The organism is Nocardioides bruguierae (assembly GCF_023554635.1).
GTDB classification, from domain to species: Bacteria; Actinomycetota; Actinomycetes; order Propionibacteriales; family Nocardioidaceae; genus Nocardioides; species Nocardioides bruguierae.
The window spans coordinates 63452-88121 of the sequence record NZ_JAMJPH010000021.1 but is presented as its reverse complement, the minus strand read 5'-3'; the positions used below and the strand labels follow the sequence as shown (position 1 = coordinate 88121).

General features: G+C 74.6%; 23 protein-coding genes. 10 read left to right on the top strand and 13 right to left on the bottom strand.

Annotated elements, in window-relative coordinates:
* Positions 1-138 precede the first annotated feature (138 nt).
* Positions 139-1254, top strand: coding sequence for a glycoside hydrolase family 16 protein (locus tag M8316_RS21115; RefSeq protein ID WP_250054927.1), 1116 nt, complete (start codon positions 139-141; stop codon positions 1252-1254).
* 44 nt (positions 1255-1298) lie between these two features.
* On the opposite strand, the gene M8316_RS12155 is transcribed toward M8316_RS21115, so the two are convergent.
* The 7 genes from M8316_RS12155 to M8316_RS12125 all read right to left on the bottom strand — a co-directional run bounded on the left by M8316_RS12155 (position 1299) and on the right by M8316_RS12125 (position 10344).
* Positions 1299-2648 (bottom strand): lipopolysaccharide biosynthesis protein, encoded by a 1350-nt coding sequence (locus M8316_RS12155; RefSeq protein ID WP_250054925.1) that lies wholly within the window; start codon positions 2646-2648, stop codon positions 1299-1301.
* Between the two features lie 176 nt (positions 2649-2824).
* Positions 2825-5020, bottom strand: a complete 2196-nt coding sequence (locus M8316_RS12150) for a hypothetical protein (RefSeq protein ID WP_250054923.1) — start codon at positions 5018-5020, stop codon at positions 2825-2827.
* 3 nt (positions 5021-5023) lie between these two features.
* Positions 5024-5746 (bottom strand): serine acetyltransferase, encoded by a 723-nt coding sequence (locus M8316_RS12145; RefSeq protein WP_250054921.1) that lies wholly within the window; start codon positions 5744-5746, stop codon positions 5024-5026.
* Positions 5743-6903 (bottom strand): glycosyltransferase family 4 protein, encoded by a 1161-nt coding sequence (locus tag M8316_RS12140; protein WP_250054919.1) that lies wholly within the window; start codon positions 6901-6903, stop codon positions 5743-5745. The genes M8316_RS12145 and M8316_RS12140 overlap by 4 nt, the downstream gene beginning before the upstream one ends.
* Positions 6903-8363, bottom strand: a complete 1461-nt coding sequence (locus M8316_RS12135; protein ID WP_250054917.1) for a glycosyltransferase family 2 protein — start codon at positions 8361-8363, stop codon at positions 6903-6905. The genes M8316_RS12140 and M8316_RS12135 overlap by 1 nt, the downstream gene beginning before the upstream one ends.
* Complete coding sequence (locus M8316_RS12130) at positions 8360-9373, bottom strand: glycosyltransferase family 2 protein (protein ID WP_250054915.1); 1014 nt, start codon at positions 9371-9373, stop codon at positions 8360-8362. The genes M8316_RS12135 and M8316_RS12130 overlap by 4 nt, the downstream gene beginning before the upstream one ends.
* A complete protein-coding gene (locus M8316_RS12125) occupies positions 9370-10344 on the bottom strand; it encodes a glycosyltransferase family 2 protein (RefSeq protein WP_250054913.1) in 975 nt (324 codons plus the stop codon). The genes M8316_RS12130 and M8316_RS12125 overlap by 4 nt, the downstream gene beginning before the upstream one ends.
* Positions 10345-10811: 467 nt before the next feature.
* On the opposite strand from M8316_RS12125, the gene M8316_RS12120 reads away from it, so the two are divergent.
* Entirely contained in the window at positions 10812-11696 is an 885-nt protein-coding gene (locus tag M8316_RS12120) for a sigma-70 family RNA polymerase sigma factor (protein ID WP_250054912.1), read from the top strand.
* Between the two features lie 47 nt (positions 11697-11743).
* Here M8316_RS12120 and M8316_RS12115 read toward each other — a convergent pair whose 3' ends face one another.
* Positions 11744-12028, bottom strand: coding sequence for a hypothetical protein (locus M8316_RS12115; RefSeq protein WP_250054910.1), 285 nt, complete (start codon positions 12026-12028; stop codon positions 11744-11746).
* Positions 12029-12314: 286 nt separating this feature from the next.
* On the opposite strand from M8316_RS12115, the gene M8316_RS12110 reads away from it, so the two are divergent.
* From M8316_RS12110 to M8316_RS12100, 3 genes are all read left to right on the top strand, one after another.
* Positions 12315-13256: a MerR family transcriptional regulator gene (locus tag M8316_RS12110; RefSeq protein ID WP_250054908.1), complete on the top strand. Its 942-nt coding sequence runs from the start codon at positions 12315-12317 to the stop codon at positions 13254-13256.
* A gap of 188 nt (positions 13257-13444) precedes the next feature.
* Positions 13445-14113 (top strand): helix-turn-helix transcriptional regulator, encoded by a 669-nt coding sequence (locus M8316_RS12105; RefSeq protein WP_250054906.1) that lies wholly within the window; start codon positions 13445-13447, stop codon positions 14111-14113.
* 167 nt (positions 14114-14280) lie between these two features.
* A complete protein-coding gene (locus M8316_RS12100) occupies positions 14281-14823 on the top strand; it encodes a hypothetical protein (protein WP_250054904.1) in 543 nt (180 codons plus the stop codon).
* 3 nt (positions 14824-14826) lie between these two features.
* Here M8316_RS12100 and ppsA read toward each other — a convergent pair whose 3' ends face one another.
* Positions 14827-17247 carry a phosphoenolpyruvate synthase gene (ppsA, locus tag M8316_RS12095; RefSeq protein ID WP_250054902.1) on the bottom strand — a complete coding sequence of 807 codons (2421 nt, stop codon included), beginning with the start codon at positions 17245-17247 and terminating at the stop codon, positions 14827-14829.
* A gap of 107 nt (positions 17248-17354) precedes the next feature.
* Positions 17355-18272: a pyruvate, water dikinase regulatory protein gene (locus M8316_RS12090; RefSeq protein ID WP_250054900.1), complete on the bottom strand. Its 918-nt coding sequence runs from the start codon at positions 18270-18272 to the stop codon at positions 17355-17357.
* Between the two features lie 334 nt (positions 18273-18606).
* Between M8316_RS12090 and M8316_RS12085 the strand changes: the two genes are divergently transcribed.
* The 3 genes from M8316_RS12085 (at position 18607) to M8316_RS12075 (ending at position 20336) form a co-directional block, all read left to right on the top strand.
* Positions 18607-18891: a DUF1905 domain-containing protein gene (locus tag M8316_RS12085; protein WP_250054898.1), complete on the top strand. Its 285-nt coding sequence runs from the start codon at positions 18607-18609 to the stop codon at positions 18889-18891.
* Positions 18892-19016: 125 nt separating this feature from the next.
* Positions 19017-19415, top strand: coding sequence for a hypothetical protein (locus tag M8316_RS12080; protein WP_250054896.1), 399 nt, complete (start codon positions 19017-19019; stop codon positions 19413-19415).
* A gap of 129 nt (positions 19416-19544) precedes the next feature.
* On the top strand, positions 19545-20336 hold the full coding sequence (locus M8316_RS12075) for a chromosomal replication initiator protein DnaA (protein ID WP_250054894.1): 792 nt from the start codon (positions 19545-19547) through the stop codon (positions 20334-20336).
* A gap of 32 nt (positions 20337-20368) precedes the next feature.
* On the opposite strand, the gene M8316_RS12070 is transcribed toward M8316_RS12075, so the two are convergent.
* Together M8316_RS12070 and M8316_RS12065 are read right to left on the bottom strand one after the other, a co-directional pair.
* Positions 20369-20740 (bottom strand): hypothetical protein, encoded by a 372-nt coding sequence (locus M8316_RS12070; protein WP_250054892.1) that lies wholly within the window; start codon positions 20738-20740, stop codon positions 20369-20371.
* Between the two features lie 66 nt (positions 20741-20806).
* Positions 20807-21280 (bottom strand): Lrp/AsnC family transcriptional regulator, encoded by a 474-nt coding sequence (locus M8316_RS12065; protein ID WP_250054891.1) that lies wholly within the window; start codon positions 21278-21280, stop codon positions 20807-20809.
* A 192-nt stretch (positions 21281-21472) separates the two neighbouring features.
* Here M8316_RS12065 and ald point away from each other — a divergent pair, with 192 nt between their 5' ends.
* Positions 21473-22588 carry an alanine dehydrogenase gene (gene ald / locus M8316_RS12060; protein WP_250054889.1) on the top strand — a complete coding sequence of 372 codons (1116 nt, stop codon included), beginning with the start codon at positions 21473-21475 and terminating at the stop codon, positions 22586-22588.
* A gap of 176 nt (positions 22589-22764) precedes the next feature.
* Positions 22765-23091, top strand: a complete 327-nt coding sequence (locus M8316_RS12055; RefSeq protein WP_250054887.1) for a hypothetical protein — start codon at positions 22765-22767, stop codon at positions 23089-23091.
* Between the two features lie 38 nt (positions 23092-23129).
* Here the strand turns inward: M8316_RS12055 and M8316_RS12050 are convergent, their stop codons facing one another.
* Entirely contained in the window at positions 23130-24620 is a 1491-nt protein-coding gene (locus M8316_RS12050; protein ID WP_250054885.1) for a phospholipase D-like domain-containing protein, read from the bottom strand.
* Positions 24621-24670: the final 50 nt, after the last annotated feature.

The following is a 24670-nucleotide window of genomic DNA, read 5'->3' as shown; positions in this document are numbered from 1 at the left end:
TCCCTCCCTCGTATGGCGACGAGTGCGTCGTCCCCTGCCCGGTGTGTCCGGGCGTACGTCCCTGAAGTCCTGCCGCGCCCGTGGCGCCGCAGGTAGATCGCTCGATGTGGTCGCGCTGCGACCCACCGGAGGAGACTCGTGAGCGCCCATCCGCTCTTTCGTCCCGTGCGGGCCGCTGCGCTGGCAGCGGCCCTCGTCGTCCTGTGCGGCCTGCTGACCGTGACGTCAGCCGGCCCCGCCTCGGCAGCCACACGCCTCTCGGCGCCGGTGCTGCGGTTGTCGGTCGGCGCCGAGAAGGTCCGCGCGACGGTGCGCGTCCGGTCCTTGCAACCGATGTCGGCACGCCGGGTAGGCGTGTGCGCCCGCCGCGTGGGCGGGGGGCGCGTGGACTTCCCGACCGCGTGGCGCAAGCCGGACGCGTCGGGGGTCAGGGTGCGGACCGCGCGGGGCCTGGCCGACGGTCGGTACCGCGTGTGGGCCTGCGTCGGACGCGGCGGCACGCTCCGCCGGGTCGGCGAGCGGACCGCGCTCGTCGTGGGTGCCGGCGGCCGCCGCGCGGCCGACCACGGCGCCGCCGCCCCGGTGGGCAACCTGCGCCACTGGCGCCAGGTCTTCGTCGACGACTTCCGCAAGGGCGCCGGCGAGGGCACGTTCCTGCGCCGCTACGGCCGCTGGTCGGCCTACGACGGCTTCAACGACACCTTCAACGGCGCCACCTACGACGCCGACCGGCTCTCGGCCCGCCGCGGCCTGATGCGGATGCGGCTGGGCACCGAGGACGGCGTCGCCCGCGCCAGCGCACCGGCCCCGGTGATCGGCAGCCCCTGGCAGGGGCAGACCTACGGTCGCTGGAGCGTCCGGTTCCGGGCGCCCGCGATCGACGGCTGGAAGACCGCCTGGCTGCTGTGGCCCGACTCCGACAACTGGAACGAGGGCGAGATCGACTGGCCCGAGGGCCCGCTGGACGGCCGGATCTCCGGCTTCGTCCACTGCCTCGGCAACCCCACCGAGAACTGCGGCTACGTGCACACCAGCCGCCGCTTCAACCGCTGGCACGTCGCCACCATCGAGTGGACCCCGCAGCACGTGGACCTGATCCTCGACGGCCGCCGGGTCGAGCGCACGACCAACGCCGTGCCCACCACCCCGATGCACTGGGTGCTCCAGACCGAGAGCGACGGCGGCACGCCGCCGTCCGGCAGCAGCGGTCGGGTGCTGATCGACTGGGTCTCGGTCTACCGCTACCGCGGCTGAGGCCGGGCCCTGGAACAGGCCCGGAAGCGGGCGGACGGGATGCCTCATACCGGCTCCCCGTCCTGCTCGCCCCGGCTGTCCTGGTCGTCGCGGCAGGCGCGCAGGACCCCGGGGAGCAGCAGCGCCCCGGCCACGGCCTGGGTGCCGAGGTAGGCGACGCCGACCCCGGTGATGCCCAGCGGGCCCAGGAGCAGCGCGGCGCCGCCGAGCGTGGCGCCGCCGAGCAGCGACTGCACGACGACCATCGCCACCATCCGGTGCTGGAGCCGGGCCCGCGTCGTCCACACGACGATCACGGCGGTCGCCGGCGCCGCGGTGGCGGCCAGCCGCAGCATCCAGCGGCTCTGCTCGACGTACTCGGCCCCGACCAGCGAGAGCAGCAGGTCGCCGCCCAGCCACAGCGCCAGGGCGCCGCTGGTGGCGACGGCCAGCGCGAGCTGGAGCGAGGAGCGGGTCAGGTGGCCCGTCACCGCCGTCGCGGTCGAGCCGCCGGAGGCGTGGGCGCGCTCGGCGCCGCGCACGAGCATCGCGGAGGCGATGTTCCACAGCAGCAGGTTCAGCGCGGTCGCGGCCATCCAGGGCAGCGAGAACCAGGCGTTCGCCTCGAGCCCGAGCCGGTGCACCACCAGCAGCGGCAGGGCGAACGGGACGGCGGTGGAGACCAGGCCGGTGAGGTACTCGCCGGCCACCGACTCCCGCAGGGTCCGGGGCGTGGGCAGCACCCCGCCGACCGGGCCGCGGCCGGGGCGGCCGAGCACGACGCCGGGCAGCAGCCCGGCGGAGACCACCAGCACCGCCAGCAGCGCGGGCAGGACCCAGGCCAGCGCGATGCCGCCGCGCGGCACCAGCGGCGCGACGGCGACCAGCAGCCCCAGCTTGGCCAGGGCGAAGAACAGGTTCTCCACCGGCACCCAGGTCGCGCGGCCCACGGCCACCAGGACGAGGTCCTGGAGCGCGAACACGGCGAGCACCGCCACGAGCAGCGGGAACGTGACGCCCTCGGCCACGCCCTCGAGCAGCGGGTCGGAGACGGGCAGCAGGGCGTAGACGGCGCCCAGCGCGAGCGCCAGCCCGACCACCACGCCCGTGCCCCGGCCGACGAACGCGCGCTGGCGCTCGCGGGCCGCGGGCAGGAACCGGCCGAAGACGTTGCCCAGGTTCAGCTGGGCCAGGGTGGCGAGCAGGGTCGCGGCGGAGATCACCGCGGACGCCCGCCCGACCTCGGCCGTGTCGTAGGTGCGCGCGGCGACGGCCCAGAACACCAGGCCGAGCAGCGAGGTGGTCACCGTCGCGGCCATCAGCGACGAGGCGGGGCCGACGACGGACGAGCCGGCCCGGCCCACCAGACGACCGAGCGAGGGCGCCGAGCCCGAGGCCTGCTCGGTGGCGGTCATCGACCGGCCACCGCGGGCACCGCGCACCCGTCGGGGGCGCAGCCCCCGACGAGCGGGCGGCCGCCCCGGCACCGGCGGGGCGGGGCGCCCCGTCGGGCCGGTGCGTCGCCGGTGCCGACCGGGGCGCGGTCGACCGGAACCGGGCCCGGCGGGCCCTCCCAGGAGTCCATCGGGGCTCAACCCCGGTCCGCGGCCGCGAGGAGCAGGACGTCGTCGGCGCGGTAGACCTCGACCCAGCCGCCCTGCGCGAGCAGCTCCTCCGCGATCGCCATGCCCTGGCCCGGCTCACCGGTGGTGAGGGCCCAGTAGGCGTCGTCGGTGGCGGAGGCGTAGATCCACTCGGCGTCCCAGTGCTCGACGCACTCCAGGCCGAAGCCCAGCGACCCGCAGGTCTCCTCCGAGGCCTCCTGGTTGCGCGGCTGGGCGGCCGGCAGCAGGCCGAGCGGGTTCTGCCAGCCGAAGGAGAGGACGACCTCGTCGTCGCCGCGCTGCTCGACCAGGAGGCGCGTCGCCTCCAGCTGGGTGGCGCTGGTCTCCTCGAACGGGGCGTTCGCACCACGGGCCGCCACCTGCGTGGCCAGGACCAGGGCGAGGAGCACGCCGCCGACGACCGGCAGCACCATGGCCCGGGCCCCGGTGGGCGTCGCGGCGGCGTCGCCGCGGATGCCGAGCACGCCCTCGATGCCGGTCGCGGCGAGCACCGCGAGGGCCGGCAGCGCGAAGACGAAGCAGCGCATGACGACCTCGCCGCCGTAGCTCTGCAGCAGGATCAGGCCGAAGGGACCCATCGCCAGGGCGGCGAGCATCCAGCCGGTGCGGCGCTGCGCGGGGTCGCGGACGAGCCGCAGGAAGCCGAGGCCACCGAGGAGCAGCACGAGGGCCGAGAGCACCATCCGCAGGGCCAGCATCCGCACGTGGCCGTCGGTGCCGACGACGCGGTCGGCGACGCCGGCGGTGACGTTGCCGTCGACCTGGCCGACGGTGCCGAAGATCTGGTCGAGGTGGCCCATCCAGAAGTCGCTGGCGCCGAAGACCGTCCACAGCACGGTGAAGGCCAGCATCACCAGCCACAGCTTCGGCAGGGCGGTGCGCTTGGCGATCGCGAGGACCAGCAGCATCCCGACCGTCACGGGCGGGGTGAGCTGGTGGCTGACCGCGATGGCGGCCAGCGGCAGCAGCATCAGGCCGAGCAGGACGCGGCGGTCCACGGTGGGCTCGCCGACCCCGCCTCGTCCGACGTGCAGGAGGACGGCGACGACGCCGAGCATCAGGAGCAGGGCCATGGCCTGCGGGGCGAGGTAGTCCTGCTGGTACCAGTTGAAACCGGCGTAGACGAGCGGGGCGAGGACGACGACGCGTGCCGAGCGGGAGACGGAGCGGGCCAGCAGCACCAGCGGCGGGAGCACGAGCAGGCCGTTGAGCAGCGGCGCCCAGCGCAGCAGGTCGGCGCCGTCGCCCAGGCCGGCGGCGGGCACGACCACGCCGAGCAGGGCGAAGAAGCCCGGCCAGGAGAAGCGGGCGTCCTTGCCGGTGAGGATGCCGCCGGTCTCGGCCATGTGGTCGGCGAAGGAGAGGTGCAGCCAGCCGACGGGGACGCCACCGACGCCCTCGACGATCACCGGGGTGCCCTGGAGCACGAGCACCACCGCGAGGACCAGCGCGCCGGCCACGAGGCCGCGGGGGTGGCTGCGGCGCAGCTCGAGGGCGCAGAGCAGGCCGAGGGCGGCCACGGCGACCCAGACGGCCGGGCCCAGCGAGGCGACCAGGCCGAGGTCGTCGAACTCGTCCGTGCCGGCGCGGGCCACGCCCACGGCCCACACGGCGAGCACGGCGCCGAGGGCGAGCAGCATCGGGCCGGCGCCCTGCGCGGCGAGCGAGACCCGCTCGCGTGCCGCGGCCAGCGTGGCCGCCGCGCCGTCACCGGGGCGGGTGCCCTGCCAGGCCAGGATGGTGAGCAGCATCCCGACGAGCCCGATCACGGCGGTCACCGCGAGGGCGTCGAGCACGCCGGCGGTCACCAGCGCGGTGGCCAGGACGACCTGGCTGCCGGCGCTGACGAGGCCGACGGTGACGACCCGGGCCCAGGCGTCGCGCATGCCGAGCAGCGAGACGACCGGGACGCCCGGCACGAGGAGCACGAAGGCCACGACCAGCAGCGGCCGGACGACCGGCACCGGCAGGTCGGTCAGCGTGAGCAGCGGGACGACGAGCGCGAGCGCCGCCGTGGCACCCAGCGCGAGCCGGGAGCCGGCGGGCGCGGAGGCGTGCCGGCTGGGGGTGGTGGCGTCGGTGGTGGCGTCGGTGGCCTCGGGGGCCGGTGACGCGGGGCTGGAGGGGCCGACCGCGGGGTCGGGCAGGATGTCGTGGCTCATGACTCAGACCTCGTGCGGGAGCGAAGGAGCGGGGGTGGGTGGGACGACGTCGGCCCTGTGCTGATCGGGGTGCTGCTCTGGTTGGTGCTCTGGTTGGTGCTCTGGTTGGTGCTGCGTGTCCTGCGGTGTGTCCTGGGGGGTGCCGGCGGAGCCGGGGGTGAGCGGTCGGGCGGGCGAGCCCACGACGACCACCCCGGGGGCGACGTCGCGGGTGACGACCGAGAGGGCACCGACGCGCGCGCCGTCACCCACGTGGACGGGGCCGAGGACCGCGCAGGTCGCGCCGAGCTCGACCCGGTCGCCGAGGACCGGGTTGCCGCGCTCGTGGCCGTCGGCGTCGACGACGTTGCCGAGCGTGACCCCGTGCCGCAGCACGCAGTCCGCACCCAGGCGGACGCCCGGGTTCACGATCACCGTGTGCGGGTGGAACAGCCGCAGCCGCGGCCCGACCGGGCACACCGCCGGCAGCTCCACGCCGAGCGCGAGCGCGTTCAGCGCCTGGCAGACCAGGGCGACGACCCGGCCGGGGCGGCCCCAGCGGGCGGCGGCGAACTGGGAGAACCGGAACACCGCCAGGCAGGCCCGGGAGTCCGGGTACCCGGCGTTGACCGCCCAGTCCCGCAGCACCCAGGTGCGCAGCCGGTCGCCCGGGCCGGGCAGGCCCGCCTCGTCCGAGGAAGCCGGGCCCGTCGTGAGCCCGGTCGTGGGCTGCGCCGTGGTGCTCATGCCGGGACGCCGTCCGAGGTCACGGCTGCCGGGACCGTCGCGGCCGTGGCGCGGGCGGCGACGGCGCGCTGGAGCGCGCCCTCGACGCCGGTGACCACGCGGTCGAGCCCGAAGTGGTCGGCCACGTGCCGGCGGGCGCGGGCGCCGAGGCCCGGGTCCTCCTGGCGCCAGTCCAGCAGCCCGGCGACCCGCGCGGCCAGGTCGGCGACGCTGCCCGGGGCGCACAGGCCGGCGGAGTGCTCGCCGGTGAGGATCTCCGGCACGCCGCCCACCGCGCTGGCCACGACGGGCCGCCCGGTCGACATCGCCTCGACGACGACGCGCCCGAAGGCCTCCTGCCAGCGGGCCGGCAGCGCCACCACGTCGGCGGCGTGCAGCAGCGGGACGACGTCGGCGCGGGAGGGCAGCCAGACCACCCCGTCCGGCGCGCTGACCTTGAGGGCGTCGACGTAGCCGCCGTGCCGCGGGCCGGGGTCGCCGGCGAGGACCAGCCGGTCCTCGGGGCGCCGGCCCGGCATCGTCCGCCACGCCTCGAGCAGCAGGTCCACGCCCTTGGCGGGGTCCTGGCGCCCGTAGGAGAGCACGACCCGGCCCTCGGCCGGCAGGCCGAGCTCGGCGCGGGCCTCGGCCCGCTCGTGCAGGCCACCCTCGGGGTAGGCCGCCGGGTCGATGCCGTTGTGCAGGGTGGTGATGCGCTCGGCGGGCAGGCCCGAGGCGATCCAGCGCTCGCGGACGAAGTCGGAGACCGCCAGGTACTCGTCGCCGGCCCGGCCGACCACCGGCAGGAACGGGACGGGCAGGTGGGTGCGCACGTGCACGACCAGCGGGCAGCCGGCGGCCCGCGAGGCGGCGGCGCCCCAGACGAGCTGCTCGGCGCGGTTCAGCCAGATCGCGTCGGGCTTCCACCGCGCGGCGGCACGCACCGCCGGGGCGAGGCGGAGGAGGTCGAGCGGTGCGCGGACGCCGGCGCAGTCGAACGAGGACACCTGCCGCAGGTCGGTGGCGACGTCGCGCCACTCCTCGGCGTTCTCCCCGCCGCGGCGGTACAGGACGCTGACCTGGTGGCCGCGCTCGGCGAGGCCGCGCGAGACCTGGAGGGTGCTCTGCTCGACGCCTCCGACGGGGCCGAGGGCGTTGACGTTGACGAGGACGTGCATCAGGCCACCTCCGGGGTGGTCGTCGGGGGGACCGGGGCCAGGACCGCGCGGCCCGTCGCCGGGGCGGACGGGCGGGTCGTGCCGGTCGTGGTGGGCGGGGTGGGCGCCGCGTCCCGACGACGTCGTCGGGCCGCGCGCAGGTACCAGAGCGGGCCGACGGCCAGGCCGGCGAGCTCGCGGGCCAGGAGCCCGGTGGTGGGCAGGCCGTGGCCGCCGGTGGTGGCGCCGTCGATGCCGCCGGTGGAGCGGGGCGCGCCGGGAGCCGTCGCCGTGGCGACGTCCTCGTGCCCGACCACGCGGCGGGCGCCGCGGGCGTAGTGCGCCACGCCGCGCGGCACGCGGGTGAGCATCAGCCGGCGGCTGTGCTCGTCGAGCAGGTGCTTGGTGAGGTAGGCCGACAGGCCGGAGCCGTAGCCGAGCATCTGCTTGCGCAGGGACGGCAGGTCGGCCCGGTGCGAGTGCCACACGACCGCGGAGGGCTCGTAGTGCAGCTCGTGGCCGGCGAGCAGCACCCGGGCGAAGGCGTCCAGGTCCTCCCCGCCCCGCGTGGGCGTGCCCGCCCCGAGCAGCTCGTCGAAGCCGCCCAGGTCGCGCAGCACGCTCGTGCGGAAGGCCATGCCGGCGCCGGTGCCGAAGGCGCCCGCAGCGAACGGGTGCAGCGGCTCGGTGGCCTCCAGCGGGGTGTAGGTGCGGGGCTCGCAGGCCAGCGACCAGGAGACGCGGTCGTCGAAGAACCGCTCCGCCGGGGTGTCGAGGGTGCGGGCGCAGACGAGGCTGGTGACGCACGCGGCGGCCGGGTGATCGGCGAACGCACGGGCGGTCGCGGAGACCCAGGAGGAGTCCACGTGCACGTCGTCGTCGGTGTAGGCCACGATCCCGCCGTGCGCCTCGGCGAGGCCGCGGTTCCGGGCGGCCGAGACGCCGGGGACGTCCTCGCGGACGTAGCGGAAGCGGCGGTCGTCGCCGACGGCCGACTCGAAGGCGACCTGCGTGGCGTCGTCGGAGGGGGCGTTGTCGACGACGACGACCTCCATGGCCGGGTGGTCCTGCCGCCGCAGCGTGGCGAGGCAGGTGACCAGCTGGTCGGCGCGGTCGCGGGTGCAGATCACGACGGTGACCAGCGGGGCGTCCGCGTCGGCCTCGCCGCGCAGCCGCGGGTGGGCGTGCAGCGGCGCCGCGGGGTCCTCCACGCAGCCCTCGGTGACGCACTCGGCCAGCTCGTCGGCCAGGCGGGCGGCACCCGCGGGCCCGAGGCCGGCCAGCAGCACCTCGGCGACCAGGTGCGAGGGCCCCGCGGGCACCTCCACGATGCCGAGGACGCGGCCGTGCAGCCGCAGCAGCACGCGGGCCCGCTCCGTGGTCCGTCCCGGCGGCGGCACCAGGCCGCCGGGTCGGTCGGTCAGCTCGAGCTCGGTGCACCAGACGGCGAGCCGCTCGGGGGCCCGGGTGGTGGCGCTCATGCCGCCTCCCCCACGGCCGCGACGGGCACGGGCACGGCGCGTCGTCCGGTGGCGCGGCCGCGCAGGTAGCCCGTGCCGGTGGCGGCCAGGCCGAGCGTGACCGCGCAGGAGCGGCCGAGCCCGGTGAGGTCGCCGCGCAGCGCGTCGAGCACCCCGCGGCCGGCGGCGGCCGGCAGGGTGCGGGCGACGTAGGAGCGCTCGGTCTCCAGCGCGGCCCCGGACCCGACGTGCGCGGAGACGACGGCCTTGGAGACGCCCTCCCAGTAGCAGCGGCGGACGAAGTAGCGCAGGCTGCGGCGCGGCGCGCCGACCCGGTGCAGCACCGTGGCGCCGCGGGCCAGCAGGATCTGGCCCTCCGGCAGCGCCTCGGCGACCCGGATGGCCATCTCGGTCTCCTCGCACCCGACGGGCAGGCTGCCGACGCGGCCCATGGCCGCCGAGAACCCGCCCGCCGCCATCACGGCGTCGCGGCGGAACCCCATGGCGGCGCCGATCGGGTTGCGCACGCGGGAGCCGTCGGCCGGCAGGCCCTCGTAGCTGCACCCGACGACCCAGAGGAAGGCGGCGGGGAACCACCGCGGCGGCCCGGGCTCGGCCCAGGCCGGCTCGGCCCAGCCGGCGACGCCGACCACGCCGTCGTCCGTGAACGGGGTGAGCATGGCGGAGACCCACCCCGCGTCGGCGACGGCGTCGTCGTCCAGGAAGAGGACGACGTCGGCGGTGGTGGCGGCGACACCGGTGTTGCGGGCACCGGAGAGGCCGCGCGGGCCGGCGCTGGCCACGACCCTGATCTGGGAGGGCAGCTGCTCGCGCAGGCGCGCCCGCAGCTCCTCGTGGTGGTCGACGACCACGACGACCTCGTCGGGCACGAGGTCCTGGTCGAGCAGGGAGCCCGCCGCGGCCACGGTCTCCTCGAACCGGTCGAGGGTGTAGGTGCAGACCACGACGGCCACGCTGGTGCGGGTGGTGCCGGCCCCGACCGGGGGCGGGCTGGTGACCGGGGTGCTCACGCGCTGCTCCGCACCGGCTCGGCCACGCAGACCGGGCACTCCTCGGCGGTCGGGCGCGGCGCACGCGCCGACCGGGTCAGCCGCTCGCGCAGGATCGTGACGAGCACGCGGGTGCCGTCGCGGAAGGTGCGCAGGTTGCTCTCGCCGGTGAGCCGCTCGGACTCGAAGGAGCCGACCTCGGCGATCCGCAGCCCGGCCTTGGCGACGCGGACGTTGATCAGGGTCTCGATCTCGAACCCGTCACCCCAGCGCTTCTCTGCCTCGATGTCGTGGCCGTCGGGCAGCGCGAAGGCCTCCAGGCAGGAGCGGCGGAAGGCGTTGTAGCCGTAGCAGAGGTCGGAGTACCGGGTGCCGAACAGGCCGTTGGCGGTGAGGTTGAGCGCCTTGTTGCCGGTGCGACGGACCCAGGTGATGTCGTCGGAGCCGCCGCCGTCGGTGAAGCGGGTGCCCTTGGCGTAGTCGGCGCCCGCGTCGAGCGCGGCGATGTACCGGCGGATCTCGCGGGGGTCCATGGAGCCGTCGGCGTCGATCATGACGATGTAGTCGCCGGTGGCGGCCTCGAAGCCGGCGGCCAGGGCGTTGCCCTTGCCGCGACGGGCCTGGTGCACGACCTCGATGTCGGGCCGGACGGCCAGGGCGACGGCGACGGTGTCGTCGCGGGAGCTGCCGTCGACGAGCACGACCTGGTCGATGCCCTCGGGCAGCCGCTCGAGGACGTGGCCGATGTTGCGGGCCTCGTTGCGGGCCGGCACCACGACGGTGACCGTCGGGCGGGCACCGACCTCGCCGCGCGAGGGCAGCGAGGCCTCGGCGACGGAGGCGGCCTGGTGGGCCGCCAGGTGGGCGAGGTGGGCGGTGGTGGCGGGCTGGAGCTCGAGGTGGGACGAGTGGGCCTGGTGCGCGCGGGTGGTCGCGGAGAGCCCGGCGACGGTGCCGGCGTGGTCGGTGGGGTGCGTCTGCGTGGGGTGCATCGGAGGGCCGTTCTGCGAGGGTGCAAGGTCCTGGGTCGCCGGTGAGGGCAGACGTCGCCGGGCCTCGAGAGGCGGCCCCTGACGTCGTGGCAGCAGGTTTTCGACGCCCCCCGGGGTGTCGCGGCAGATCGGCCTGGCGATACCCCGTATGGGTTACGTCTTCCCAGGTCAGGGCCTTGCCGGAAGAAATCTTTACCGACCTGTGAGCCGTGTGTGAGACGCGGGCGCGAAGCCTGCGCACCCCGACAGGCCAACCCTGCTCACCCCCCTTCGTCGAGGGTGGCCCCCTAGCTCCTGACCTGCGGCTTCACGCTCCGGACACGTGTGCGCCACACCCGCTCCACGCACCGAAGGGGTGAGGTTGTGGAAGGTTTGTGGACCCCTGGCCTATCGTGTGCACCGAACACGGTGGACGAGACCGGTTCCCGGACGACGTCCGGGACGACGAACAGGGAGGCGAGCTGGCGATGAGTGCCGGACCTGCGGACGACCGCCACGAGTCCCACCGCGGCTCACCCCGCCCCTTCCTGCCCGCCGAGGCGCCCTCGGCCGGCGACGAGGCCGCACCCGCCACCCCGCTCGTCTCCGCCGTCGACGCGGCCCGGCTCAGCGACGAGGAGCGCGCACAGGTGACGCGCACCCTGCTGCGACGCGCCCACGCCACGCAGGACGAGGCGGAGCGCCGCGCCTGCCTGGACGGCGTGGTCGAGGTCAACATGCGCGTCGCCGAGGCGGTCGCCCGCCGCTACCGCGACCGCGGCGTGGCGCTCGAGGACCTGCGCCAGGTCGCCTACCTCGCACTGGTCCGAGCCGTGCGCAGCTTCGACGTCTCCGCCGGCCACGACCTGCTGGCCTACGCGGTGCCCTCCATGACCGGCGAGATCCGCCGACACTTCCGCGACCACAGCTGGTCGGTGCGCCCGCCGCGGCAGGTGCAGGCCGCCTGCACCCGCCTCGTCCGGGCGGACCGCGACCTGAGCCGCGTCGGTCGCGAGGACCTCGAGGCACTGGCCCGCGAGGTCGACGCCGACCTCTCCGTCGTCCGCGAGGCACTGGTCGCACGCCAGCTCTACAGCACGGACTCCCTCGAGCTCTCCCTCGCCGCGACCGGCGTGGAGCCGGCCCAGGGCGAGGAGGACCTCGAGCGCGCGGAGGCGCGGCTCGTGCTGCGCCGGGCGCTGGCCACGCTCCAGCCCGTGGAGCGACGCACCCTCGACCTGCGCTTCGGCGAGGACCTGTCGCAGCAGGCCATCGGAGAGCGCCTCGGCCTGAGCCAGATCCAGGTCAGCCGCATGCTCCAGCGGGTGCTGACGCTGCTGCGGGCCGCGATCGGCGACGTCGCCGCGGCCTGAGGCCCGATCCGGCCCACCTCACGTGCAGACGCGCGGGTGGGCGGGGCTCAGCGATGCTCGTCGTCGGCGTCGGCCTCGCGGTCCGCAACACCTTCGGAGCCCCACACGTCGGCCGGCCGGTCGGGCATGTCGGCGGCCGCGGCCGCCTGGTGCATGCCGACGCGCTCCATCCAGGACAGACCGGGCGACCAGGCCGCACGCATCGAGACCTCGCCGTCCGGCTCCATCACCTTGAGGAGGACGACGGCGCCCAGCACCAGCTCCCCCTGCTCGGGGCGGTGCTCGACCCCCAGGGAATCGATCAGCCGACCCATCGGCTGACGCTCGGACATCGACTCGACCTCTCGTGCGACGACTGCGTGGACCACACCCGCCGGTACGAGCAGGTGTGCAGATTCCATGAAAGCACACTGTCGAAGGTCCGTCGAAGGTATCGACCACCCCTCCCCGTGCCCGCGCCTCCCACCAGCGGCGAACGGGCGCGGGCCGACCCCTGCCGGCGCGCGGCGGTGTGGGAGCATGAGCACCTCGGGCGCACGCGCGCGAACCTCCTTCCTGTAAAGGGTTCGTATAAGGTTGAGCCGTCCTGGTAGCCCGAGCGTCGGAGAGGAGGGCGAGATGGCCTCCGGCCCGTCCCAGCAGTTCCGCATCGGCGCGCTCGCCAAGCGCGTCGGCGTGAGCGAGACGCTGCTGCGCGCCTGGGAGCTGCGCTACGGCCTGCTCAACCCGGTCCGCACCACCGGTGGCTACCGGATGTACGGCCCCGAGGACGAGCGGCGCGCCCGCGCCATGCAGGCGGCGCGAGCCGACGGAGTTCCCGCCGCCCAGGCCGCCTCGCGCATCCTCGCCACCGACCGCGCCCAGGCCGAGGCCCCGCGCACCGACTGCGAGGCCCCGCCGTCCGTGGACGCAGCGACGCTGCGCGCCGAGCTGGAGACGGCCATGACCGCCTTCGACACCGGCTCCATGCACGACACCATCGACCGCGCGTTCGCCGCCCTCTCGGTCGAGTCGGCCATCCGCGAGGTGCTGCTGCCGTTCCTCGCCGGCGTGGGCGTCGGCTGGCAGCTGGGCGACTTCGACGTGGCCGACGAGCACTTCGCCTCCGACGTCGTGCGCGGCCGGCTGGCCGCGCTGGCCGCCGGCCCGGGCTCGCGCACCGGGCCCGTCGTGCTCCTGGCGTGCCCGCCGAAGGAGTCCCACGACATCGCGCTCAAGGCGTTCGAGGTGGTGCTCCAGCGGGCCGGCTGGCGCACCCGGTTCCTGGGCCCGCACACCCCCCTGACCAGCATCGAGGTCGCCTGCGAGGTGGTCCGCCCGGACGTGGTGGTGCTGGCCGGCACCGCGCGCACCGTCTTCGAGCTGCCCGACCACGCGGTCGAGGTCGTGCGTCGGATCTCCGCCTCGTCCCGCCTGCTGCTGGCCGGCGCCGGGGCCGACGACGCGCTCGCCGACTCCTGGGGCGGCGAGCTGCTGCAGGGCGACCCGATCTCGGCCGCGCAGGTGCTCGTGCAGCGCAGCCCCCGGCGCACCGAGCGCGAGGCCGCAAACGCGGGCTGACCCCTCCCGAGCGCGTTCCGGGGCGTCTTGTCGACCCCTCGACCGGGCGCTGGGACGCACCCGTCGTCCGTCGTGACCCGAGTCACCGTCAGACCCGCAAGGGTGAGGCTGATTGAAGGCCTCCGCGGGCGGATACAGACCCTGTGCAGGCGTTCACGGCCTGCACCCCGACACGCAGAGGTGAACTGATGAGCAACTCCCCCGTGACCGTGACCCTGGTCGACGACCACGACCTGGCCGTGGCAGGCCTCGAGAGCCTGCTCGGGTCGTACGAGTCCCGCGTGCGTCTCGTCGACGTGCGGACCGCCCTCGCGCACCCCGAGGAGGTGGACGTGGTCCTGTACGAGCCGATGGGCCAGTCCGCGTTCAGCGCCTCGATGCTGCGCAACCTGCAGACCGCCGCCGAGGCGCAGGCCGTCGTGTTCAGCTGGGCGCCCGGCGACCAGCTGCCCAGCACCACCGCCACCCCGTACCTGTCCAAGGCGATGACCGCGGCCCAGCTGGTCGTCGCCATGGAGGACATCGTCTCCGGCCGCGGCGTGCCCGCCCCGCCGCAGCACACCCCGGCCCCGGTGCAGGAGGCCGCCCCCGAGCCCGCCAAGCTGCACACCCCCACCCAGCCCTCGGGCCCCGCGGGCAGCCGCCTGACCCCGCGCGAGCTGGAGATCCTCACGCTCATCACCGCCGGCCTGACCAACGGCGAGATCGGCGAGCAGCTGGGTCTGTCGATCAACTCGATCAAGACCTACATCCGCCAGGCCTACCGCAAGATCGACGTCGAGCGTCGCACCCAGGCCGTGGCCTGGGGCATGGCCAACGGCCTGGTCGAGGACGAGGACGCCGCCCTGGCCGTCTGATCGACTCCCCGCCGGGAGGCGGGCACCGGGGACAGCCCGGCACACCACCACTGCGCGGCGACGGCCCCGAGGCGTGACCTCGGGGCCGTCGCTGCGTTGTGGAGGGTGAACAGCCGTGCTCCGCACCCCGGGCGCGGCACCTCCCTCCCCCGCAGGAGCGATCCCTCGTGCGTCGCCACCGCCCGTCCCCCGTCCCCCCGCCCCCGGTCGTGGGCGCGCTCCCCGAGCCCGCCTCGGCCGCGCCGCGACGGCGCGACCTGCTGGCACGCGGGCTCTCCGGCGTCCTGCTGCTCGGGCTGATGGCCGTGCCCGCCCTCTCCACCACCGCGGCGCCCGACGACGTCGGGGCGGTGGAGGCGCTGGAGGTGGACGCGGCGGCGCCGGCCTCCGCCGGCGCCAGCCGGACCGCGGCCCGCGACCAGCGCCTGCGCCGCGGCTGCCGCGCCTACGGCTACCGGTACGCGCTGGTGCCGCCGGGCGAGGAGTGGATGCTCGAGACCGTGCTCGTGGCACCGTCGGGCGAGCGGGTGGGCTCGGCGACGTTCGTCTCGGGCGTCGACCCGACGCAGCAGCGCGCCTCGTTCCGGCTGTGCCGGTCCTCGGTGGACCCCGGCCGGTACCGCCTCCGCGCGCTCGCGACCTGGCGCGACGGCTGGGACGAGAGCGAGCAGCGCCTGCGCACCACCCGCTTCCGCCTCACCCGCCGCTAGGCCTCAGGCCTTCTGCCCCGCCAGCCGCAGCCAGGTGTCGACGACCGTGTCGGGGTTCAGCGACATCGACTCGATGCCCTGCTCCAGCAGCCACTCGGCGAGGTCGGCGTGGTCGGAGGGGCCCTGTCCGCAGATGCCGACGTACTTGCCGGCGTCCTTGCACGCCTGGATGGCGAGGCTGAGCATGTGCTTGACGGCGGGGTCGCGCTCGTCGAAGGACTCCGCGACCAGGCCGGAGTCGCGGTCGAGCCCCAGGGTCAGCTGGGTCATGTCGTTGGAGCCGATGGAGAACCCGTCGAAGTGCTCGAGGAACTTCGCGGCGATCACGGCGTTCGAGGGCACCTCGCACATCATCACGACCTCGAGGCCGTTCTCGCCGCGGCGCAGGCCGTGCTCGGCGAGCAGGGCGACGACGCCCTTGGCCTCGGCCACGGTGCGCACGAACGGGATCATGATGCGGACGTTGGTCAGGCCCATCTCGTCGCGCACGTGCTTGATCGCCTCGCACTCCATCGCGAAGCACTCGGCGAAGTCCTTGGACAGGTACCGCGAGGCGCCGCGGTAGCCGATCATCGGGTTCTCCTCGTGCGGCTCGTAGAGCTCGCCGCCGACGAGGTTGGCGTACTCGTTGGACTTGAAGTCGCTCATCCGCACGATGACCTTCTCGGGCGCGAACGCCGCACCGATCGTGGCCACGCCCTCGGCGACCCGCTTGACGAAGAAGTCCCGCGGGCCGTCGTAGGCAGCGATCATCTCGTTGATCTCGGTGCGCAGGTCCAGCGGCAGAGACTCGGCGTCCGCCTCGAGGTCGAGCAGCGCCTTGGGGTGGATGCCGATCTGCCGGTTGATGATGAACTCCAGCCGGGCCAGGCCGACGCCGGCGTGCGGCAGCCGGGAGAAGGCGAAGGCCTGCTCGGGCGTGCCGACGTTCATCATGATCTTCACCGGCACCTCGGGCATGGTGTCCAGCTCGGTGCGCTCGACGGAGAAGTCGATCGCCCCGGCGTAGACGAGGCCGGTGTCGCCCTCGGCGCAGGAGACGGTGACCGCGGTGCCGTCGGTGAGGGTGCGCGTGGCGTCCCCGGTGCCGACGACGGCCGGGATGCCCAGCTCGCGAGCGATGATCGCCGCGTGGCAGGTGCGGCCGCCGCGGTTGGTGACGATGGCGGAGGCGCGCTTCATGATCGGCTCCCAGTCGGGGTCGGTCATGTCCGCGACGAGCACCTCGCCGGCGTTGAAGGAGTGCATGTCCTCGATCGAGGCCAGCACGCGGACGGGCCCGGCTCCGATCTTCTGGCCGATGGCACGCCCCTCGACGAGGACCTCGGCCTTCTTGGTGGCCGCCTGGTCGATGGCGAAGCGCTCCAGCGCGCCGGAGGCCCGCGACTGCACCGTCTCGGGGCGGGCCTGGAGGATGTACAGCTGCCCGTCGACGCCGTCCTTGCCCCACTCGATGTCCATGGGGCGGCCGTAGTGCTCCTCGATGACCAGCGCGTGCGCGGCCAGCTCGGTGACCTCGGCGTCGGTCAGCGACAGCGTCCGGGAGACCGCGGGCTCGACGTCGACGAACTCCGTGGTCCGACCGACCGTGGCGTCGTCCGTGTAGATCATCTTGCTGGCCTTCGCGCCCACACCGCGCTTGAGCACCGCCGGGCGACCGGCCCTCAGCGCGGGCTTGTAGACGTAGAACTCGTCGGGGTTCACCGCACCCTGCACGACCCCCTCGCCCAGGCCGTAGGCGCTGGTCACGAAGACGGCGTCGGTGAAGCCGGACTCGGTGTCCATCGTGAACATGACGCCGGAGGAGCCGATGTCGGAGCGGACCATCTTCTGCACGCCCGCGGAGATGCCGACGGCGTCGTGGGCGAAGTCGTGGTGCACGCGGTAGGCGATGGCGCGGTCGTTGTAGAGCGAGGCGTAGACCTCGCGGATCGCGGTGAGCACCGCGTCGATCCCGCGGACGTTGAGGAAGGTCTCCTGCTGGCCGGCGAAGGAGGCGTCGGGCAGGTCCTCGGCGGTGGCCGAGGAGCGCACGGCGAAGGACGCCTCGGCCCCGGCCTCGCCGGTCAGCTGCTCGTAGGCCGCGCGGACGTCGGCCTCCAGGTCGGCCGGGAACGGCTGGGCCACCACGGTCTCGCGGATCTCCTTGCCGGCCGCGGCGAGAGCCCGGGTGTCGTCGATGTCGAGACCGGCGAGGATGCCGGAGATCCGCTCGGCCAGGCCCGTGTCACCGATGAACCGGTGGAAGGCGTCGGCGGTCGTGGCGAACCCGTTCGGCACGCGTACGCCGAGGTCGGTGAGGTGGCTGACCATCTCGCCCAGCGAGGCGTTCTTGCCGCCCACCTGCTCGAGGTCCCCCAGGCCCAGCTCGGAGAACCACCGGACGTTGTCGTGGGTGGTGCCTGCGCTCGTGCCTGCGCTCATCGTGGGCTCCTTCTGCTGGTGCTGCTGGGCGGGTGCTGCGGTGGGTGGTGCGGTGGGTGCTGCGGTGGGTGCTGCGGTGGGTGCTGCGGTGTGGCGGGGCACGGTCGTCACTGACCGTCACGAGCAGCCGCCCGCACCTGGCGGACGTGCTGCTGGAGGATGAGCGTGGCCATCTCCTCCACCGACTTCTCCGAGGAGTCGATGACGGGGATGCGGTGGCGGTCGTAGATCGTGGCGGCGCGGCGCAGCTCCCAGCGGCACTGCTCGCTGGAGGCGTAGCGCGAGCCGCGGCGGCGCTCGGAGCGCACGCGGCTGAGCCGCTCGACGGTGGTGGTGAGCCCGAAGCACCGCTCGCGGTACTCCTCGACGGGGCGCGGCAGCTTGTCGAGCTCGAGGTCCTCGTCCACCAGCGGGTAGTTGGCCACGAAGAAGCCGTGCTGGAGCGCGAGGTACATGGAGGTGGGCGTCTTGCCGCAGCGCGAGGGCGCCAGCAGGATGACGTCGGCCTTGTCGAGCGCCCGCAGGCTCTGGCCGTCGTCGTGCTCGATGGTGAACTCCACCGCCGCCATCCGCGCGTTGTAGCGCTTGATGTCGCCGACGCCGTGCAGGCGCATCGCCTCGCGCTCGCCGGTGCGGCCCAGGATCTGCTCGACCCGCTGCATGTGCATGTCGAAGAGGTCGATCACGGGGGCGCGGGCGGTCAGCAGGGCGGTGCGCACCCCGGTGTCGGCGGCGGTGCAGAAGACCAGGGGCGTGACGCCGGAGTCCAGCGCCGCGTCCAGCTCGGCGACGATGGAGAGCGCCTGCTCGGGGGAGTCGATGAACGGCACGCTGGCGCGCTCGAAGTGGACGTCGGGGAACTGGATCAGCAGGGCGTTGCCCATGGTCTCGGCGCTGATGCCGGTGGAGTCGGAGAGGAACAGCACCGGGACGCTCTCCTCCGCGACGGCCCGCGCGACCACCTCGGTGACGCTGCCGGCGGAGCCGCCGCCGCGGCCGACCTCACCCGGGTGCTGGAGAACCATCGAGCCTCCCTGGGTGGTCCTGGGTCGTGGTGCTGAGGAGAAGTGCTGCGTCGTCGCGCTGGGTCGTCGTGCTGGGTCGTGGGGCGTGGGCCTGCGGCGACCCTGCAGGCGGGCCCGACGGGCGGTCCGGCGCCCCGCCCGGGTCACGAACCGTAGCGATCCGCGGCGGGCTGGGACAGGACTCCACCAGCAGAAACGCGCGCCAGAGCGTGGCCTCGGTCACGTTTTGGCGATTGGATCGATCCACCGTCGCACCGCTCTGACGCTCGATGTGCTAGCACGTGCCAGGCCGGATGACCCGGGCCGGCCGTGCGTCGACCGTAGGATCGGGCCCGTGGAGATCCCCGTGCGCGGCACCGTGATCGAGTGGCGCGGACCCGCGCCGCACCACTTCGTCCCCGTGCCCGAGGACGTGCTCCCGGAGCTGCGCGAGGCCGCCGCCGCGCTCACCTACGGCTGGGGCTGCGTCCCCGCCCGCGGCGTGCTGGGCGCCACCACCTTCACCACCTCCCTCATCCCGCGGGACGGCGGCTTCCTGGTGCCGCTGAAGAAGGCCGTGCGCGCGGCCGAGGGCGTGGAGCCGGGGGACGAGGTCTCCCTCGTGCTGCACCTGGGCTGACGCGCCACCGTGCCACCGTGCCGCCACGCCACCGCGGCTCGGCGGTGCCGCTCGCGCCCTTTTCGTGAGATGCTGCCCCCTCGTCGGGTGACCCCTGACGCCCTCTCGGAGCAGGAAGCGCACCCATGATCTCTCTCGGCAGCAGCGCGGGCGGACGCCCCGTGCGCGGCAGGGGCACCGGCCCCGGTCGCGCGGACCTCCCCGGTGACACGTGGTTCCCGGCACCGGCCGCGGACCCGCAGGAGGCGGCAGGCGCCCCCGCCACCGTCCCGACGCCCACCTCCGACTCCCCGGGGCTCGAGAGCCCCGACGTCTCCGGCGAGGCCGAGGCCCTCTCCCTCCAGGTGCGCCGCAGCGGCCGCGGCTGGCTGGTGGAGATCCCGGGGGCCGGTGTCCGGCTCCCGGCCGGCGACGCCGCGGCGGTCGGCTCCGCCGTCGCCCACGTGCTCGCCGGCGCCCTGGAGAGCGGGGAGAGCGACACCGCGGAGCTCGTCCTGACGTTCGGCGCGCCCGCCTCCGCCTGACGGCCCCTCCGCCTGACGATCCCTCCGTCCCGCGGCGCGGGCCACAGCGCCGGTGCCTCAGGCGGGCTCCGGTGGTGCCGAATGGCACCCCGGAAGGATTCCGCGAACACGCACGGAGGCGTGATCTACATGAGCCGACGCGACGATGCCGCGCGCCCCTGGTGGGCCCTCGGACGTCGACGGCGGACGCCCACAGGTGCGTCCGAGCAGGGCCGGCCGCGAGGCCCCCTGCCACTGCCGTCGAACGACCACCCCCTTGACCACCCCAGCAACCCGTCCGACGACGGGCCGCACGAGGCGGGCAGCAGCGCCCCCGTCCCGCTGCACCCCCGGCCGAGCGAGCCCGGACCGGTCGGCTTCGCCGCCGACTTCGGCTCCGGCTACCCGACCGGCCACGAGACGGGAGCGCACGCGGCACCCCACCTCGTCCCCCTCGAGGACACCGACGAGGGGACGTGGGACGACCCGTACCAGGGCTCCCACGCCGGCCCGACCGGCCCGGTCAGCACGGACGGCGCCTGGGAGCCCCAGCCCGACGAGTGCCTGCGCCTGGGGCGGCAGTTCGCCCGCAACGCGTTCGCCCTGTGGCCCACGCCCAGCGCGCGCCCCGGCGAGGAGCGCCTGATGAGCACCCTCGCGGCGGCGGCGGTCGCGGTCACCGACGACGACCTCGTCCACGTGGGCGTGCACCCGCGGGCCACGCACCTGGACGTGACGTTCATGCTCGCCGGCGGGTCCGGCGACGGCCTCGCCCAGCAGCTGCTGCTGAGCGTGGCCGCCAAGGACGCCGAGTGGGCCGAGATCCTCGCGCCCCTGCTGCGGCAGACGTTCACCCAGCGCACGCTGTCGCTGGTGCTCGTCTACTCGGTGCTCTCCCGGCTGCTCTCCGACCGCGACGCGCGGCAGCAGGAGGCCGGCTGAGGCCGGCGCTCCCCCCGCCCGCGCGCGCCGCGTCAGCGGTCCAGGTCGGCCAGGCTCGTGCCCGGCGCACCGAGGACCGCGGCGCGGCGCAGCAGCATCTGGGCCTCCTCGGGCCGGGCCTGCCGCTCGAGCGTGCGCGCCAGCAGCAGCGCCGCGTAGGCGTCGGTGGGGTCCTCGGCGAGCACTGCGCGGGCCGTGGACTCGGCGCGCCCCAGGCTGGCCGAGTGGAAGTAGGCGCGGGCCAGCAGCAGCCGGGCGTCGGTGACGCCCGCGCGGCCGGCGTCCTCGTCCACCGCGAGCTCGGCCAGCAGCGACTCGAGCTCCTTGATGGCGCCGCGGTAGTCGTTCATCCCGAACAGCGACTGCGCCCAGGTGTAGCGGTCGTGGTACCCCCGGTTCTCCATGCCGACCCAACACCGGGCTCGGGCGCCGTGTTCCTGGCCGGGGCCGGGGCGGCCCAGGCGCCGCGGTCAGCGAGTCGCCGAGAGCGGCACGCGACCGGAGCGGGCGTACTTGAAGACCAGGCTCGTGCGTGTGGAGGCGACGTCCGGGTGGCCGGAGAGCCGCCCGATGACCACCTCGTGCAGGTTCTCCACGGTGGGCGCCGCGACGTGCAGGAAGAAGTCCTCCTCGCCGCCGAGCAGGTACACGTTGAGCACCTCGGGCATCTGGCGCGCCTCGTCCATGAAGGCCATCAGCCGGTCTCGGGCGTGGGAGGCCATGACGACGGCGATGATCGCCTGGATCGGGTGCCCCAGGGCAGCGGGGTCGATGTCGGCGGCGAAGCCACGGACCACTCCCCGCTCCCGCAGGGCGCGCACGCGCGCGAGGCAGGTCGACGGCGCCACCCCGACCCGCTCGGCCAGCGCGTTGTTGGCGATCCGGCCGTCGACGGCCAGCACCTCCAGGATCGCTGCGTCCACGTCGTCCAGCCCGTCGATCATGCGGCCCCCTCGAAGAATGTTCAGCCGTCCGCGCCGCAGACGCGGCAGCGACCGCAGGATAGTCGAGAAACCGAACCCTCCACCGAACCTTCGCGCACACCCCTGGCGCCGCACCGCACGGGAGGACGACGATGGCCGCAGATCCCCGCCACCACCGTCGCGGCCGCGCGTCGCAGCAGAATGGAGCCCGCAGTGAAGATCGGCGTCCCCACCGAGGTCAAGAACCGTGAGTACCGCGTCGGCATCACCCCGCTCGGCGTCGCCGAGCTGACGGCCCACGGCCACGAGGTCCTCGTCCAGGCCGGCGCCGGCCTCGGCTCGCAGATCACCGACGCCGAGTACGCCGCGGTGGGCGCGACCATCGTCCCGGACGCCGACAGCACCTGGGGCGACGCCGAGATGGTCATGAAGGTCAAGGAGCCGGTCGCCGAGGAGTACCACCGCCTGCGCGACGACCTGACCCTCTTCACCTACCTCCACCTCGCGGCCGACCAGAAGCTGACCGACGAGCTCGTCGCCCGCGGCACCACCGGCATCGCCTACGAGACCGTGCAGCTCGGCTCCGGCGCCCTGCCGCTGCTCTACCCGATGTCCGAGGTCGCCGGCTGCCTGGCGCCCCAGGTCGGCGCCCACTCCCTGATGAAGGCCCAGGGCGGACGCGGCGTCCTGCTCGGCGGCGTCGGCGGTGTCGCCAACGCCAAGGTCGTCGTCATCGGCGCCGGTGTCTCCGGCCAGAACGCCGCCAACATCGCCCTCGGCATGGGTGCCGACGTCACGCTGCTCGACACCGACCTGGACAAGCTGCGCATGTCCTTCTGGCGCTACGACAACCGCGTGCACGGCCTGGCCTCCTCCAAGCTGGCCATCGAGCAGCACGTCACCCAGGCCGACCTGGTCATCGGCGCGGTGCTGATCCCGGGTGCCGCGGCACCCAAGCTGGTCACCAACGACCTGGTCGCCCAGATGAAGCCGGGCTCGGTGCTCGTGGACATCGCCGTCGACCAGGGCGGCTGCTTCGAGGACACCCGCGCGACCACGCACGACGACCCGACCTTCGAGGTGCACGACTCGACCTTCTACTGCGTGGCGAACATGCCGGGCGCCGTCCCGGTCACCTCCACCTACGCCCTGACCAACGCCACGCTGCCCTACGCCGTGGCGCTGGCGAACAAGGGCTGGAAGGACGCGATGCGTGCCGACACCAGCCTGGCGAAGGGGCTCAACACGCTGGCGGGTACCGTGGTGAACACCCCCGTCGCCGAGGCGACCGGCTACACCGCCGGCAGCCTGGCCGAGGCTCTCGCCTGAGCCGAGCCGCACCCGCCGGGCGACCGAGGACTGAACGGTTGCCCGTGGCCGAGCAAAAACTCGCTGAAGTCGAGGTACGCGCGGCCGATGGGAGGGGAGACTCATCCTGTCGGCCGCGCACCCGCGCGTCCGTCCGACCCCGGGGCCACGCCCCACGCGCGACCCGAGGAGGACGCATGAACGACCTGGACCGCTCCCCGGCCAGCGCCGTCGCCGCCGAGCCGGCCCCCGCCGTCCACCCGGACGCCGAGGCCCGCCCCACGGCCGACCACCCCGACCACACCGAGCAGAGCCGCGCCGCCTGCGCGGACGCCACCTCGCACCTGCTGCGCGAGCTGGCCCGGCACGAGCGTCGGCACGCCGACGTCACCGGCCCCGTGCGCCTGCGCCTCTTCGCCGTGCGCCGCGGCCTCCTCACCGGCTCCTGGACGCCGGAGGCCTACCTCGCCGAGCTCGACCAGCTGCTCGCGCGGCTGGCCGTGGAGACCTCGCCCGAGCACTGATCCCGGACCCGAGCCCTGGCTCGGCACCTGCCACGGCGCTACATCAGCGCCGCGGTGAGCCGGCAGGCGTTGTCGAGCCACCGGTGCAGCGCCGGCTGCGCCGCCCACTCCTCGCTGGTCAGCACCCGCGAGACCGAGCGGTAGGACTCGTCCACCTCGTGCAGCGCCGCCACGAGGTCGCCGCCGAAGCCGAGCAGCATGATCTCGGAGTTGAGGGCGTAGGAGCGGAAGTCCATGTTCGAGGACCCGAGCACGCCGATCCGGTCGTCGACGGTGAGGTACTTGCTGTGCAGCACCGTGGGCGGCGGGTACAGGTGGATGAGCACCCCGGCCTCGAGCAGCTGCCCGTAGTAGGAGCGCTGGGCGTGGCCGACGAGGAACTGGTCGGCCTTCTCCCCCACGAACAGCTCCACGCGCACGCCCCGGTGCACGGCGGAGGTGATGGCACCCAGCAGCGCCTCGTCCGGCACGAAGTAGGGGCTGGTGATGGTGACCGACGAGGTCGCCTGGCTGATCAGGGTGGTGAACATCCGCAGGTTCGGCTCGGTCGGGAACCCGGGGCCCGAGGGCACCAGCTGCATCGCGTGGGCGGTGCCGCCGGGCACCAGGTCGGGCTGGTCGGGGAAGTACCGGTCGGGCCCGAGGACCTCGCCGGTCTCCAGGTACCAGTCGGTGGCGAAGACCGCGGAGACCTCGGTGACGACGTCACCGGAGACCTCGACGGTCAGGTCGGTCCACGCCCGGCCCATCCGGCGGTTCTTCTCGCTGCCGTAGGCCGGCTCGATCAGGTTGTGCGAGCCGACGAACGCGCGCTCGCCGTCGACGACCAGCAGCTTGCGGTGGTTGCGCAGGTCGGGGCGACGCCAGTGGCCCTTGAGCGGCGCGATCGGCATCATCAGCGACCAGCGGACGCCACCGTCGGTCAGCCGTCGCTGGAGCTGCTTGAAGCCCGGGTAGGCCCGCGAGCCCAGGTGGTCCATGAGCAGCCGCACCTCGACGCCGCGTCCGGCCGCCCGCTCCAGGGCCTCCATCACCGGCGCGGTCGTCTCGTCCCAGGCGAGGATGTAGAACTCCACGTGGACGTGGTCGCGCGCCGCGTCCACGGCCCGGGCCATGGCCGCGAACGCCGCGGCCGTGTCGGGGTGCACGCCCTCGACCCCGCCGGTGACGCACGGCAGCCCGGTCAGCGAGCGGTTCATCCGCAGCACCGACTCCAGGTACGGGTCGGCGTCGGCGCCCTGCGGCACGAGCGGGAACTCGCTCGTCTTCTCCGCCATCAGCGCCGTGGCCGCCTGCTGCTGCCGCTCCCGGCGCCCGCGCAGCCACGGGCTGCCGATGAGCGCGAACAGGAGCAGGCCGATGAAGGGCAGCCAGAAGATGAGCATCAGCCACGCCGTGGCCGAGCCGGGGCGGCGGTCCTTGGGCACGGTGCCGATCGCCCAGATCCGCAGCGCCGTCTCGACCACCAGCCAGATCGCGGCCCAGGCGGCGAGCACCTCGACCTCCCACGTGGGCATGTCCGGGTCCATGCGGGGAGGCTAGTGGTCGACGGGGCCCGGCGGCAGCGGTCCGCGGGCGT

Coding starts and splice junctions, on each gene's coding strand:
- M8316_RS12155 (WP_250054925.1), bottom strand. CDS start 2,648: ATGACCGCCACCGAGCAGGCCTCGGGCTCGGCGCCCTCGCTCGGTCGT.
- M8316_RS12150 (WP_250054923.1), bottom strand. CDS start 5,020: ATGAGCCACGACATCCTGCCCGACCCCGCGGTCGGCCCCTCCAGCCCC.
- M8316_RS12145 (WP_250054921.1), bottom strand. CDS start 5,746: ATGAGCACCACGGCGCAGCCCACGACCGGGCTCACGACGGGCCCGGCT.
- M8316_RS12140 (WP_250054919.1), bottom strand. CDS start 6,903: ATGCACGTCCTCGTCAACGTCAACGCCCTCGGCCCCGTCGGAGGCGTC.
- M8316_RS12135 (WP_250054917.1), bottom strand. CDS start 8,363: ATGAGCGCCACCACCCGGGCCCCCGAGCGGCTCGCCGTCTGGTGCACC.
- M8316_RS12125 (WP_250054913.1), bottom strand. CDS start 10,344: ATGCACCCCACGCAGACGCACCCCACCGACCACGCCGGCACCGTCGCC.
- M8316_RS12120 (WP_250054912.1), top strand. CDS start 10,812: ATGAGTGCCGGACCTGCGGACGACCGCCACGAGTCCCACCGCGGCTCA.
- M8316_RS12115 (WP_250054910.1), bottom strand. CDS start 12,028: ATGTCCGAGCGTCAGCCGATGGGTCGGCTGATCGATTCCCTGGGGGTC.
- M8316_RS12110 (WP_250054908.1), top strand. CDS start 12,315: ATGGCCTCCGGCCCGTCCCAGCAGTTCCGCATCGGCGCGCTCGCCAAG.
- M8316_RS12105 (WP_250054906.1), top strand. CDS start 13,445: ATGAGCAACTCCCCCGTGACCGTGACCCTGGTCGACGACCACGACCTG.
- ppsA (WP_250054902.1), bottom strand. CDS start 17,247: ATGAGCGCAGGCACGAGCGCAGGCACCACCCACGACAACGTCCGGTGG.
- M8316_RS12090 (WP_250054900.1), bottom strand. CDS start 18,272: ATGGTTCTCCAGCACCCGGGTGAGGTCGGCCGCGGCGGCGGCTCCGCC.
- M8316_RS12080 (WP_250054896.1), top strand. CDS start 19,017: ATGATCTCTCTCGGCAGCAGCGCGGGCGGACGCCCCGTGCGCGGCAGG.
- M8316_RS12075 (WP_250054894.1), top strand. CDS start 19,545: ATGAGCCGACGCGACGATGCCGCGCGCCCCTGGTGGGCCCTCGGACGT.
- M8316_RS12070 (WP_250054892.1), bottom strand. CDS start 20,740: ATGGAGAACCGGGGGTACCACGACCGCTACACCTGGGCGCAGTCGCTG.
- M8316_RS12065 (WP_250054891.1), bottom strand. CDS start 21,280: ATGATCGACGGGCTGGACGACGTGGACGCAGCGATCCTGGAGGTGCTG.
- M8316_RS12055 (WP_250054887.1), top strand. CDS start 22,765: ATGAACGACCTGGACCGCTCCCCGGCCAGCGCCGTCGCCGCCGAGCCG.
- M8316_RS12050 (WP_250054885.1), bottom strand. CDS start 24,620: ATGGACCCGGACATGCCCACGTGGGAGGTCGAGGTGCTCGCCGCCTGG.